The sequence below is a fragment of the Rhodococcus sp. YL-1 genome, from assembly GCF_001942025.1.
Taxonomy (GTDB): domain Bacteria; phylum Actinomycetota; class Actinomycetes; order Mycobacteriales; family Mycobacteriaceae; genus Rhodococcus_F; species Rhodococcus_F qingshengii.
This window is the reverse complement of sequence record NZ_CP017299.1, coordinates 4,396,498-4,408,612: the sequence shown is the minus strand read 5'-3', so window position 1 is coordinate 4,408,612 and position 12,115 is coordinate 4,396,498. Positions and strand designations below refer to the sequence as shown.

The 12,115-nt window shown below is 62.6% G+C and carries 11 protein-coding genes; 8 read left to right on the top strand and 3 right to left on the bottom strand.

Annotated elements, in window-relative coordinates:
• Positions 1 to 47: 47 nt before the first annotated feature.
• From fdxA to BH682_RS20250, 5 genes are all read left to right on the top strand, one after another.
• Positions 48 to 371 (top strand): ferredoxin, encoded by a 324-nt coding sequence (gene fdxA / locus BH682_RS20270; protein ID WP_003945248.1) that lies wholly within the window; start codon positions 48 to 50, stop codon positions 369 to 371.
• Positions 372 to 376: 5 nt separating this feature from the next.
• Positions 377 to 1,480 carry a succinyldiaminopimelate transaminase gene (gene dapC, locus BH682_RS20265; protein ID WP_039972669.1) on the top strand — a complete coding sequence of 368 codons (1,104 nt, stop codon included), beginning with the start codon at positions 377 to 379 and terminating at the stop codon, positions 1,478 to 1,480.
• 64 nt (positions 1,481 to 1,544) lie between these two features.
• A complete protein-coding gene (locus tag BH682_RS20260; protein WP_075833904.1) occupies positions 1,545 to 2,225 on the top strand; it encodes a rhomboid family intramembrane serine protease in 681 nt (226 codons plus the stop codon).
• 12 nt (positions 2,226 to 2,237) lie between these two features.
• Positions 2,238 to 3,650 carry an acyl-CoA synthetase gene (locus tag BH682_RS20255; protein ID WP_075833902.1) on the top strand — a complete coding sequence of 471 codons (1,413 nt, stop codon included), beginning with the start codon at positions 2,238 to 2,240 and terminating at the stop codon, positions 3,648 to 3,650.
• Between the two features lie 213 nt (positions 3,651 to 3,863).
• Entirely contained in the window at positions 3,864 to 5,465 is a 1,602-nt protein-coding gene (locus tag BH682_RS20250; protein WP_075833900.1) for a substrate-binding and VWA domain-containing protein, read from the top strand.
• On the opposite strand, the gene BH682_RS20245 is transcribed toward BH682_RS20250, so the two are convergent.
• Complete coding sequence (locus BH682_RS20245; RefSeq protein ID WP_007726246.1) at positions 5,462 to 6,682, bottom strand: HNH endonuclease; 1,221 nt, start codon at positions 6,680 to 6,682, stop codon at positions 5,462 to 5,464. The two genes, BH682_RS20250 and BH682_RS20245, sit on opposite strands and share 4 nt — an antisense overlap.
• Positions 6,683 to 6,893: 211 nt before the next feature.
• Between BH682_RS20245 and BH682_RS20240 the strand changes: the two genes are divergently transcribed.
• Both BH682_RS20240 and BH682_RS20235 read left to right on the top strand, forming a co-directional pair.
• The gene (locus BH682_RS20240; RefSeq protein WP_075833898.1) at positions 6,894 to 7,883 is read left to right on the top strand and encodes an ABC transporter ATP-binding protein; all 990 of its coding nucleotides are present in this window, start codon (positions 6,894 to 6,896) and stop codon (positions 7,881 to 7,883) included.
• Positions 7,883 to 8,641 (top strand): ABC transporter permease, encoded by a 759-nt coding sequence (locus BH682_RS20235; protein ID WP_075833896.1) that lies wholly within the window; start codon positions 7,883 to 7,885, stop codon positions 8,639 to 8,641. Before BH682_RS20240 ends, BH682_RS20235 begins: the two co-directional genes overlap by 1 nt.
• A gap of 9 nt (positions 8,642 to 8,650) precedes the next feature.
• On the opposite strand, the gene BH682_RS20230 is transcribed toward BH682_RS20235, so the two are convergent.
• Positions 8,651 to 10,033 carry an amino acid permease gene (locus tag BH682_RS20230; RefSeq protein WP_058228135.1) on the bottom strand — a complete coding sequence of 461 codons (1,383 nt, stop codon included), beginning with the start codon at positions 10,031 to 10,033 and terminating at the stop codon, positions 8,651 to 8,653.
• Entirely contained in the window at positions 10,033 to 10,986 is a 954-nt protein-coding gene (dapD, locus tag BH682_RS20225) for a 2,3,4,5-tetrahydropyridine-2,6-dicarboxylate N-succinyltransferase (protein WP_019749368.1), read from the bottom strand. Before dapD ends, BH682_RS20230 begins: the two co-directional genes overlap by 1 nt.
• A gap of 49 nt (positions 10,987 to 11,035) precedes the next feature.
• Between dapD and dapE the strand changes: the two genes are divergently transcribed.
• Positions 11,036 to 12,106, top strand: a complete 1,071-nt coding sequence (dapE, locus tag BH682_RS20220; protein ID WP_030536946.1) for a succinyl-diaminopimelate desuccinylase — start codon at positions 11,036 to 11,038, stop codon at positions 12,104 to 12,106.
• Positions 12,107 to 12,115 lie beyond the last annotated feature (9 nt).

Below are 12,115 nucleotides of genomic sequence, written 5' to 3'. Positions count from 1 at the left end.
TGCGTGTTGCGGCGGCGATGCACGACAGGAAGGCAGGGAGATCGGCAGTGACCTACACGATTGCTGAACCGTGTGTAGATGTGATGGACAAGGCGTGCATCGAAGAATGCCCTGTCGACTGCATCTACGAGGGTGGACGCATGCTTTACATCCACCCCGACGAGTGTGTCGACTGCGGCGCGTGTGAGCCTGTCTGTCCCGTCGAAGCCATCTTCTACGAAGACGACGTCCCGGACCAGTGGAACGCGTACATCAGCACCAACGTCGATTTTTTCGACGATCTCGGCTCGCCGGGTGGAGCGGCCAAGCTCGGCAAGGTCGACTACGACACGCCGTTCATCAAGGCGCTGCCTCCCATGGGTGAGGAATAGAGATCTTGTCTCGTACTCCGGTGGCCGCTGGGCTTCCTGATTTTCCGTGGGATTCGCTCGCCGATGTCACGGCGAAGGCGCACTCTCATCCCGACGGCATCGTGAACCTGTCCGTGGGGACGCCGGTGGATCCGGTGGACCCGGTGATTCAGGAGGCTCTGGCCTCTGTTGCCGAGGTGCCCGGATACCCGACGACTCATGGCACGCTCGCGCTTCGCGAGGCCGTGGCGGAGTCACTGGATCGCCGCTACAACATTCCCGACGTCGATCCGGCAGCGGTGCTGCCGGCCATCGGTACCAAGGAAATGATCGCGTGGCTGCCGAAATTGCTCGGTCTCGGAGCCGGCGATCTGGTGGTCATTCCGGAGTTGGCGTACCCGACGTACGAGGTCGCAGCGAAACTGGCAGGTGCTCGTGTCCTGCGCGCCGACGGCTTGAACAAGCTCGGTCCCGAGTCGGCGGCGATGATCTTCGTGAACTCGCCCTCGAATCCCACCGGCAAGGTGCTCGGCCTCGAGCACTTGCAGAAGGTCGTGGCCTGGGCGCGCGAGCGCGGCGCCATCGTCGTCTCCGACGAGTGCTACCTCGGATTGACGTGGGAAGCCGATGCGCTCTCCATTCTCGATCCTCGTGTCAACGACGGTGATCTGACCGGTTTGCTTGCGGTCCACTCACTTTCGAAGACGTCCAATCTCGCGAGCTATCGCGCCGGGTTCGTCACCGGTGATCCGGCTCTCGTGTCGGAACTGCTCGAGGTGCGCAAGCATGCGGGCATGATCCTGCCGCTACCGATCCAGGCGGCGATGACCGCAGCCTTGGGCGACGACCAACACGAGAACATCCAGCGCGAGCGGTACCGCGAGCGTCGTAGTGTGTTGATCGAAGCTGTTCGAGGCGCCGGATTCACCGTCGACAATTCCGAGGCAGGTCTGTACCTCTGGGCGACGCGCGGCGAGGAATGTCGAGCGACGGTCAGTTGGTTCGCCGATCGTGGGATCCTCGTTGCCCCCGGTGAGTTCTACGGACCGAGCGGGAGCAAGCACGTGCGGATCGCGCTCACTGCAACAGACGAACGAATCGCCGCGGCAGCAAAGCGCCTCTCCGCCTGAATCGTGTGCTTTCCCAGGTGTCAGGTTCCCTGATGTCGGTATCGGTCCGATGTAAGGTCGCGCTGTGACCACCTCAGGGACCGGCGGCTTGGACGCGGTACTGATTTTTGCTGTCGTTGCTGCCTCGGTTGCACTGATGCTCGTGTGGTTGAAAAGTCGTCGAGTTTTCGGAGAATTCCCACTCTCGGCGGCTTTACTCTGGCTGATGGTTGCAGTGCCTTCCATCTTGCAGGCGGCGATGCCGGGACTGCTCGAGATGTTTCGTCGTGATCCCGCGTTGATTCGTGACGGGCAATGGTGGCGCATTCTGACCTCCGTGCTCGTTCAGGACGGAGCGGCCGCAGGAACTGTCACCAATCTCGCGACGCTGGCCGTGATTGCACCGCTTGCGTTTCGGCTCTGGGGCGCCGCACGTGGCTGGGCTCTCTTCCTGCTCGGTCAACTGTTGTTCGGTTTGCTCACCACCGCAGTCTTCCCGTCGACCGGCGCAGGCAACTCCGGTGCCACGCTTGCTCTGGCAGCGGCGGCCGCGGGGATCGGTGTTCTGGTGCGCCCGCGAATGCCTGAGATTGTTCTGACGGTCGTGATTGTCGTCGGCGGCGCAAGATTGGTGACGGTCGACGACGCACACGGATTCGCGGTGCTTTCCGGGGCGCTCCTGGGGGCTGCGCTGGTGACGCTGTTCCCTCCGCACTCGATGGACGCGCGTCGGGCAGGAGAAAGTTTGCGACCATCCGCGCTGTGAGATGCTGTCGTGGTGCTGCTGAGATCCTTGAACCCCCTTGCTGTTGCCCGCGGTGACGACCTCGACGACGCCGTGACGATCGGTGACACGGTTCTCTCGCGGAGTGCCATTCTTGGTGCCGCGACCTCGGTCGCGGAGCGAGTGGCGCAGGCCGATCGGGTTGCCGTATTGGCAACTCCCACAGCAAAAACGATCCTCGCCGTCGTCGGGGCATTGATTGCCGGTGTCACCGTTGTGCCGGTCCCGCCGGACTCGGGGAAGGCTGAGCGGGAGCACATTCTGCGTGACTCGGGTGCTCAGGCGTGGCTCGGTGAAACGGACGACCACTGCGACACTCTGCCGGTAGTTCCCGTCCGGTTGCACGCTCGCTCGTGGCACAGCTATCCCGAACCGGCACCGCAGTCCACAGCATTCGTCCTGTACACGTCCGGAACCACTGGCCCACCGAAGGGCGTTCTGCTCAGTCGCTCGGCCATCGCAGCCGGGATCGACGCGCTCGCCGAGGCCTGGGACTGGACGTGGCGAGACACGCTCGTGCACGGGCTTCCGCTCTTCCACGTGCACGGACTGATCCTCGGAATCCTCGGCCCCCTCCGGATCGGCAGCCGGGTGATCCACACCGTCAAGCCGACGCCGGAAAATTACGCCCGGGCGAAAGGCTCCCTCTACTTCGGTGTCCCCACCGTCTGGTCGCGTATCGCCGAAGACGAAGAAGCTGCCCGCGCGTTGTCCGGTGCCCGACTTCTGGTTTCCGGTAGTGCGCCGCTTCCTGTGCCTGTCTTCGAAAAGCTACGGGACCGAACAGGCTTGACGCCCATCGAGCGTTACGGCATGAGTGAGACGATGCTGACTTTGAGCACACGTTTCGACGGCGAGCGACGCCCAGGGTGGGTCGGCGTGCCGCTGCGCGGAGTCGAGACTCGTCTTCGTGACGAGAAGGGCAACGATGTGCCGCACGACGGCGAGAGTATCGGCGGCCTACAGGTGCGTGGGCCGATGCTTTTCGACGGCTACTTGAACCGTCCGGACGCAACCGCCGAGTCCTGGACGGAGGACGGCTACTTCAAGACCGGTGACGTCGCCGTCATCGACGAGGGTGGGTTCCACCGAATCGTCGGCCGCGAATCCATCGACTTGATCAAATCCGGTGGATTCAGAGTCGGCGCCGGCGAGATCGAGACCGCCATCCTCGGGCACCCTTCGGTGTCCGAAGTTGCGGTGATCGGTGTCCCCGACGCCGATCTGGGGCAGCGGATCATCGCCGTCGTAGTCCGTAAGCCCGGGAGTCCCGAGGTCACCGAAGCCGAATTGGTCGAGTTGGTCGGGGCGGAGTTGTCGGCGCACAAGCGTCCCCGTGAGGTTCGCTTTGCCGAGACTCTGCCACGTAACGCGATGGGCAAGGTTCAGAAGCGTGAGCTGCTCTAGGCGGGGCGATTTGCTGAAAAGTCGCTGTGACGCTTGAAGGTTCGTGAGTTCGGCCGGCCTGTCCCGGAATGTGGGCTCGCCCGTTCTCCGACGATTCAGCGCTAGTTGGAATTTCTGTGTTCTTGGCTACACTACCGCCCGGTAGGGACAGTTCCAGTCGCGCGCATACCGTCGGTATGCCTGAGTGCGAGTGGCCTCGGAAGGGCAGATTTCATGGCGGGCGGACGGCATTCGAGTCCTGACAGCGGGCGGTCGATCGGGTTCTACGCAGTGGGTGGGTTGGTTACCGTCGCGGTAGTCGCCACCGGGGTGGTGGTCTTCAAGGCAACACAGTCCGATTCCTGCGAGAGCGTCGACGAGTACTCGCTGGCAGCGGATCCTGCGATCGCGCCGGCAGTCACGGAGATCCTCGCAGAATCGTCGCCGGAGCAGACAGGCTGTTCGCGGATCACGGTCACCTCTGCGCTGCCCGGGGACGTTGCGGGAACCCTGGGTAAGGGCGTGGACGCGCCGGACATGTGGATACCGGATTCGACAGCGTGGGTCGGCAAAGCTGCATTGACGGCCAAAGGGCCGGTCGCTGCTGCCGGCGGTTCGATCGCCACCTCGCCTGTCGTTCTCGCCTCCGGCGGTGGCGAACAGTTTGCCAGTTGGCTCGCGGCGCTACAGGTTCCCGATCTGGCGTTGGGCAATCCGTTGTTCACAGGGGTTGCGTCGGCGCCCATTCTCGGAGCTCTCGCGGAGACCGGGGCTACCTCCGAATCCGTTCGAGCGGCACTCGTACCCCATGCGCAAGCGGAGAGTGTTCGTACCGAAGAGCAGCCGGTGGGACAGAAGATGCTCACCGAATTGGTCAGCTCCGGGAAGGTCGGTGTTTCGACCGAGCAACAGGTCGTCGAGTTCACGAAGGCTGAGTCGAAGATTTCCGCGACAGTACCGGCGACGGGAACCATGATCATGGATTACCCCCTGGTGGTCAGTGCTTCGGCACCGGACCGGCACTACGCCGCAGCCAAGAAGAGTGACGCCATCGCCGAGCTGTTGCACAGTGAATCTGCTCAGGAAGTGCTGACGCGCAGCGGGTTCCGTACTTCCGGCGGTGGAGCCGTCGAAGGTGGAGTCGGTGACGTCACGGCACTGACCGTGTCCGAACAGTCGGTGGCCGATCAAACGCTGGGCGCTTGGGCTCTGATGGCCAAGCCGATCCGGACACTCGTTGCGATCGACGTGTCTGCGTCGATGGACTACCCGGCGGCAGGCGGCAAGACGCGCATGCAGTTGACCACTGCTGCTGCTCTGGCCGGCAATCAGGTCTTCCCAGACAGCGTCGCTGCCGGTCTCTGGGCGTTTTCCCAAGGTATGAACGGAACCCAGGACTTCCAGGAATTGGTGCCGATCAGGCGCTACGACACGATCGTCGACGGTGTGACTCAACGAAAGTTGATGGCAGATCAGGCGAACCGACTCACCGAACTCAAACGTGGCGCCACAGGTTTGTACGACACGACGCTGGCCGCATTCCGTAAGGTTCAGGAATCGTACGATCCGCGAGCAGTCAACAGCGTCATCATCTTGACCGACGGCGCAAACGAAGATCCTGACAGCATCAGCCGTGAACAGTTGCTCGATGTTCTTGCACGCGAGCAGGATCCGGCGCGTCCGGTCATCATCGTCACCATCGGCATCACCGATGACGCAGATGCGGCGGCGCTCGCCGATATCTCCCGCGTGACGGGCGGTTCGACGTACATCGCTCGTGACCCCTCGGAGATTTCCGAGGTGTTCGTGAACGCATTGGCTCACCGAGGAACTTAGGCCGCATCCGGACTGGTCCAGGGTGCCGGAAGTGGCGGAGCCTCAGACGAATACCGGTGCCCGGTAGGTGTCGTCGTGGTGAAGGTGTGCCGGTTACCTGGTACAGGTTCGGCAGTCCAGTCCGAGCCCTGTTTCGCGTAATTGCATGCCGCACACAACCCGGCACCGTTGGCTGCGCTGGTGAGGCCACCCCTCGAGTGATCGCGAATGTGGTCGCGGTGGCGAACCGGCGCGTCGCACCACGGAGTACGGCAGCTTCGATCACGGAGTTCGATCAATCGCGCCAACCCCTTCGGGAAGGTTCTCGCCGTGGATTCCATTGCGGTCAGTGCGCCCGTATCGGGGCGTGCGTAGAGCTTTCGGAGCGTTGCCACCGTTTCGGAGTCTTCGCTGGCCTTGGTGATCCATTCGCGTGCAATAGCGGCTGGTACAGGTCCGTACCCGTGGACGTACGCCGGGTCGGAATTTTCGCCCAACAATGACTGGTCGGAGACAACCAGATTCACGGTGACGGGTGTCGGTGTGGCGCGGCCGATTCCGGTAACTCGCTCGACCAGGAGATCAGCCATGATTTGCGCTCGGGTGCGCTTGTCCCCGCCGGCAAGTACGGAATCTGCGTCGCGCCTGAGCGTGGCGTGCACGGCGATACCTTCGGCCACGGGAAGAAACACATTGAGCCAGCACATCGTGTCGGGCGCAGGCCGTGACGTCACTCGTCTGTCTCCCACGGCTTTGCGTGCTCGTCTGGCAATACTATCGGAGTCTATTTCGGCAGTGCGTGCGCGGATTCTTTGTGTCAGTTGGTGGTTGCCGCATCCGTCCAAGATTGCAGCGTCGCAGCAGAACTCGCGATCCAATGTAGCGCGATCCTGGGCGGTGAGACATGAAGTCTCGCGCATGAGGATCGTCGCTTGATGCTCACTGATGGAGCCGTCGACGAGTAGTCGAAGTGTGTGAGGCATCTCGTCGTTCAGTGCGCGGGCCAGGTTCAGATGCTGAGTTCCGAACCAAGCCGACTCTCGCCGTGCGAGGGCAATCTGCGCGTTGATTCCACGGCCTTGGTATGCGCGCGGCACTCCCCGTTCGCCGCGGTCGTTGCGGGTGAACGCGTCGAGATCGGCAGCCAGCAATGCCTGGGCACCAGCGCAACTGGCCTTCAACTCTTCCAAAGCGCGCAGAAGATCCACGCGTGCTGCGTTGTCGATGGATCGATCCATGCTGACGAGTGATGCTCGGAATTGTCCGATGGTCTCTTCGGATATCGCCTGTTTGGATATGGCCTGTTCAGATACTTGCGTCGTCACTTTTACCCCCCGGTAGTGTCGAACATACATTCGACACTAGCCTCGACAGCGAACGGACGCAACGCCTTTCTCCGTTGGCGTCTGAAAGTTCCGACAGTTCGGTTTTCATGGTTGACTGGTCCTCATGATCGAGCTGAGGGGATTGACCAAGGTTTACGGACCGACGAAAGCGGTGGACGATTTGTCGTTCACGGTCAAGCCGGGCATCGTGACGGGCTTTCTGGGCCCGAACGGTGCTGGTAAGTCGACGACGATGCGGATGATCCTGGGTTTGGATCAGCCGACGTCGGGTGTGGCGTTGATCGAGGGCAAGCCGTATCGGGAGCTCAAGACGCCGTTGCGGACGGTGGGCGCGTTGTTGGATGCGAAGTGGGTGCACCCCAATCGCAGTGCGCGGGCGCATCTGCAGTGGATGGCTGCTTCGAACGGGATCCCGAAGTCCCGCGTGGACGAGGTGCTCGGGTTGGTCGGGTTGTCCGAGGTGGCGGGTAAGAAGGCCGGCGGGTTCTCGTTGGGTATGTCGCAGCGTCTGGGGTTGGCGGGTGCGTTGTTGGGGGATCCGAAGGTGTTGTTGTTCGACGAGCCGGTCAACGGTCTCGATCCGGAGGGCATCGTCTGGATTCGTAAGTTCATGCAGCGGTTGGCGGCCGAGGGCCGCACGGTGTTGGTGTCGAGTCACCTTCTGTCGGAGATGGCGCTCACGGCGGAGCAGTTGGTGGTGATCGGTCGGGGTCGGTTGATTTCGGATTCGACGGTCGCGGAGTTCGTGGATCGTTCGTCGGAGTCGACGGTGCGCGTGCGCAGCCCACAGCTCGATGCGTTGCGCAGTGTGTTGCTCTCGCAGGGGCTGACGGTGCGTGAAGACGGTTCCGGCGTTGCCCCGGCATTGGTGGTCGTGGATTCGACCACCGATGTGATCGGTGGTTTAGCTGGTTCGCAGGGAATCGTGTTGTACGAGTTGGCTTCTCAGCAGGGGTCGCTCGAGGATGCGTTCATGAAGTTGACCGGGGACGATGTCCAGTACCACGCATCCGGTATCGATCCGGGTGTCGGTGCACACCACGCAAATACACAGCAGGCAAACACGCAGCAGGCTATGGGAGGTGCACTGTAATGGCTGTTCTCAGTGCTGAACGTATCAAGATCACCACGACCAAGTCGCCGCTGTGGTGCACGATCATCATCATCGTGCTCGGGTTGGGACTCGCTACCGTTTTCGGACTGAGCGCCAAGTCGTCGCTCAGCAACCCCAACGGTGCAATGATGCCGACAGTGTCGGGGGCACTCAGTGGAGTGACCGGCTTCGGTGTGTTGGTTCTGATGATCATGGCGGCCCTCGCGATCACCAGCGAATATCGTTTCGGGACAATCCGAACCACATTCCAGGCAGTTCCGAACCGCGCCTCGGTGCTCATCGCCAAAGCGGGCCTCATCGGTGGGTTCGGAGCGGTGCTGACTCTCGTGTTGTCGTTCGGCGCCTTCGCCCTCACGAAGGCCACGGCAGGTGACGCCGGAAGATTCTTGACTCTGTCCGGCGACGAGAACTGGCGGGTCGTCTACGGAACACCGATCTACGCGTTCTTCTGCGTAGTTCTAGCAGTCGGAGTCGGCGCGTTGCTCCGGCAGTCTGCAGGTGCGATCGCATTATTGCTGTTGTGGCCCTTGCTGATCGAGAATCTTTTCAACCTGTTCGGAAGTATCGGCGAGAAGATCATGCCGTTCCTGCCGTTCATGAACGCCAACAACTTTCTCGGTTCCAGCGGTGTCGTCGATTTCCACTGGGGACCCTGGGGCAGCCTGATCTACTTCGCCCTCTTCGTACTCGTCGTATTCGGTCTCAGCATCGTCGTCGTGAACAGGCGGGATGCATAGGCACACGGATCAGACGGGCTGATTCTGCTTACGCCAACGGGCGTTCAGGAAACCCAATGCCGCGATCACGAGGAACAACACGGTGGTCGAGATCAACTGTGCTCGGGCATCGGCGTCGAAGAGCATGAGGACGACGAACACACCGAGCATCGCGAGTGTCGCGTAGCTCAGATACGGGAACAGCCACATCCGAACCGTCAGCTTGCCCGACGCTTCGAGTTGTTTTCGCAGTCGCAGATGCGAGACGACGATGAAGATCCAGATGACCAGCAGCGCAGCGCCGACTGCGTTGAGCAGGATGCCGAGCAGGTCGTCGGGGAGCAGCCAGTTGAGCAGGACGCTGACGAAGCCGAAGAACACCGACAGCAGAACGGCATTGGTCGGAACTCCGGTGCTCGATAGTTTCGCCATGAAGGCGGGTCCGTCGCCGCGGCGCGAAAGTGAGAACGCCATGCGAGAGGTGCCGTAGATGTTGGCGTTGAAGGCGGAAAGCAACGCCACCACTACGACGAGTTCCATGAACCCGGCAACGCCTGGAATGTTCGCCTTGTTCAGGACGGCCACAAACGGGCCGCTCTCGAGTTCGGGGTCGTTCCAGGGCAGCACCAGAACCATGATCGAGATGGCGCCGATGTAGAAGACGCTGATGCGCCACACGACGCTCCGGACAGCGACGGCGATGGAGCGTTCCGGATTCTCGGATTCGGCTGCGGCGATGGTGACGATCTCGATCCCACCGAAGGCGAATGCCACGACGAGAAGTCCTGCGGCTATGCCGGACAATCCATTGGGCATGAAGCCGCCCTGCCCGAACAGATTGCTCGTACCGACCGGATCGGTATCGGGGAGGATGCCGAACACCAGCAGGACGCCGATGACGAGGAAGGCGATGATGACGGTGACTTTGATTGCGGCGAACCAGAACTCGAACTCGCCGAAGTTGCTGACCTTGGCCAGGTTCACCACGGCGAAGAACACCACGAAGACCAGGGCGACAACCCATTGCGGGATCGACGGCACCCAGTCGTTCACGATCGCCGAAGCCCCGGTGATCTCGGCGCCCAGCACCATGATCAGCATGAACCAGTAGAGCCAGCCCATCACGAAGCCGGCCCACTCGCCGATCCCCAGGCGCGCGTAGTGAGAGAAGGAACCGCTGGCCGGGATCGCGGCGCCCATCTCGCCGAGCATGCGCATCACGAACACCACGACGGCGCCCGCAAGGATGTAGGAGATCAGGACGGCCGGCCCGGCCTTGGCGATACCGACGCCGGTTCCGAGGAACAGGCCGGCGCCGATGGCCGAGCCCAAGCCCATCATCGTCAGATGGCGGACCTTGAGACCGTGGCCGAGAGCAGTGGTTGTTCCGTCGGAGACGTCGGTGCTACTCATCAGTCGTTGGCGTGCAAAGCAGCGTTCAGTTCGACGCCGGTGCCCTTCCACGGCACGACCTCGACGGCACCCGAGACCGAGTTACGACGGAAGAGAAGGTTCGACTTGCCGCTCAGTTCCTTGGCCTTGACGACGGTTCCGTCCGGGCCGGTGACCTTGGTGCCGGCGGTGACGTAGAGGCCCGCTTCGAGGACGCAGTCGTCGCCGAGCGAAATGCCGAGGCCGGCGTTTGCACCGAGGAGGCAGCGCTTGCCGAGGGAGATCGTTTCCTTGCCTCCACCGGAGAGGGTGCCCATGATCGAGGCGCCGCCGCCCACGTCGGATCCGTCGTCGACGACGACGCCCGCCGAGATGCGACCTTCGACCATCGAGTTGCCGAGGGTGCCGGCGTTGAAGTTGACGAAGCCCTCGTGCATGACGGTCGTTCCGCTGGCGAGGTGTGCACCGAGTCGGACACGGTCCGCGTCACCGATGCGAACTCCGGACGGCACGACGTAGTCGACCATGCGGGGGAACTTGTCGACGCTGAACACGGTCACGACGCCGCGGATGCGCAGACGCGAGCGAACCTGCTCGAAACCTTCGACGGCGCACGGGCCGAAGTTGGTCCACACGACGTTGCTGAGCAGGCCGAACTGGCCGTCGAGGTTGACACCGTGGGGTGCGACTAGACGGTGCGAGAGGAGATGGAGGCGCAGGTAGACGTCATGTGCGTCGACCGGCGCCTTGGAGAGATCGGCGATGGTGGTGCGCACGACGACCTGCGATACCTCGCGAGCGTCATCAGTGCCTGCCAGCAGTGCAAGATCGGAAGGAATATCTGTTCCCTCGACGTTCTCGGTACCGGTCTTGTCGAATGTTCCCAGCTCCGGTGCCGGGAACCAGGTGTCGAGGACGGTTCCGTCCGCGGTCACGTTGGCGATACCTACTGCTGTTGCTCCCTGTGCGCTCACGGGACTAGAGATTACTGGGTGGTGGGTGCACCGGCCTAGGCTGGTGCGTGTGAGCATCCTCGATCTTGCTTCGGACCCCATCGACTTGACGGCCGCCCTGGTCGACATCCCCAGCGTCTCGCACGACGAATCCGTCATTGCGCAGGCTGTCGAGGATGCGCTGCGTGAGCAGACTTCGGGCTTCGAGATCATCCGCAACGGCAATGCCGTGTTGGCGCGTACGTCGCGTGGTTTGCCCAGTCGGGTCATGCTCGCCGGACATCTGGATACGGTGCCGATCGCGGACAACGTTCCTTCGCGGCGTGACGGCGACATCCTGCACGGCTGCGGGACCGTGGACATGAAGTCGGGCGACGCGGTCTTCCTACACCTTGCGGCCACCATCGAGAACCTGGCCCACGATCTGACCCTCGTCTTCTACGACTGCGAAGAGATCGCCGCAACGTACAACGGCCTGGGACGGATCGAACGCGAGATCCCGCAATGGCTCGCGGCGGACGTCGCAATTCTCGGTGAGCCGACGGCCGGTTTCATCGAGGCCGGGTGTCAGGGCACGATGCGGGTGCGGTTGACGGCTTCGGGAACTCGCGCCCATTCGGCCAGGTCCTGGCTGGGGGACAATGCCATTCACAAGTTCGGCGGAGCGTTGGAGCGGTTGTCGAGTTACCAGCCGCGCTCGGTCGACATCGACGGTTGCGGCTACCGCGAGGGCTTGTCGGCGGTGCGGATCTCCGGTGGCGTCGCCGGAAACGTCGTCCCGGACGAAGCCGAGATGGACGTCAATTTCCGATTCGCGCCCGATCGCAGCGAGGTACAAGCCGAGGCGCACGTGCGCGAAGTGTTCGACGGTCTGGGCCTCGGATTCGAGGTCACCGACTCCTCGCCCGGCGCGCTGCCCGGCTTGGCGAACCCGTCCGCTGCCGCCCTGATCGAGGCGGCCGGTGGTCAGTTCCGTGCGAAGTACGGGTGGACCGACGTGTCCAGGTTCTCGGCGCTCGGCATTCCTGCCGTGAACTACGGACCGGGTGATCCGAACCTCGCGCACAAGCGCGACGAGCACGTTCCGGTGCAGCAGATCACCGACGTCGCGGCCGTGCTGAGGAAGTATCTGTCGGCCTGACCGTTAGCC

What these genes read in the sequence shown, in the direction of transcription:
- BH682_RS20230 (WP_058228135.1), bottom strand. Translation starts at nt 10,033, where the DNA reads ATGAGTAGCACCGACGTCTCCGACGGAACAACCACTGCTCTCGGCCAC.
- BH682_RS20250 (WP_075833900.1), top strand. Translation starts at nt 3,864, where the DNA reads ATGGCGGGCGGACGGCATTCGAGTCCTGACAGCGGGCGGTCGATCGGG.
- BH682_RS20240 (WP_075833898.1), top strand. Translation starts at nt 6,894, where the DNA reads ATGATCGAGCTGAGGGGATTGACCAAGGTTTACGGACCGACGAAAGCG.
- BH682_RS20245 (WP_007726246.1), bottom strand. Translation starts at nt 6,682, where the DNA reads ATGGATCGATCCATCGACAACGCAGCACGCGTGGATCTTCTGCGCGCT.
- BH682_RS20235 (WP_075833896.1), top strand. Translation starts at nt 7,883, where the DNA reads ATGGCTGTTCTCAGTGCTGAACGTATCAAGATCACCACGACCAAGTCG.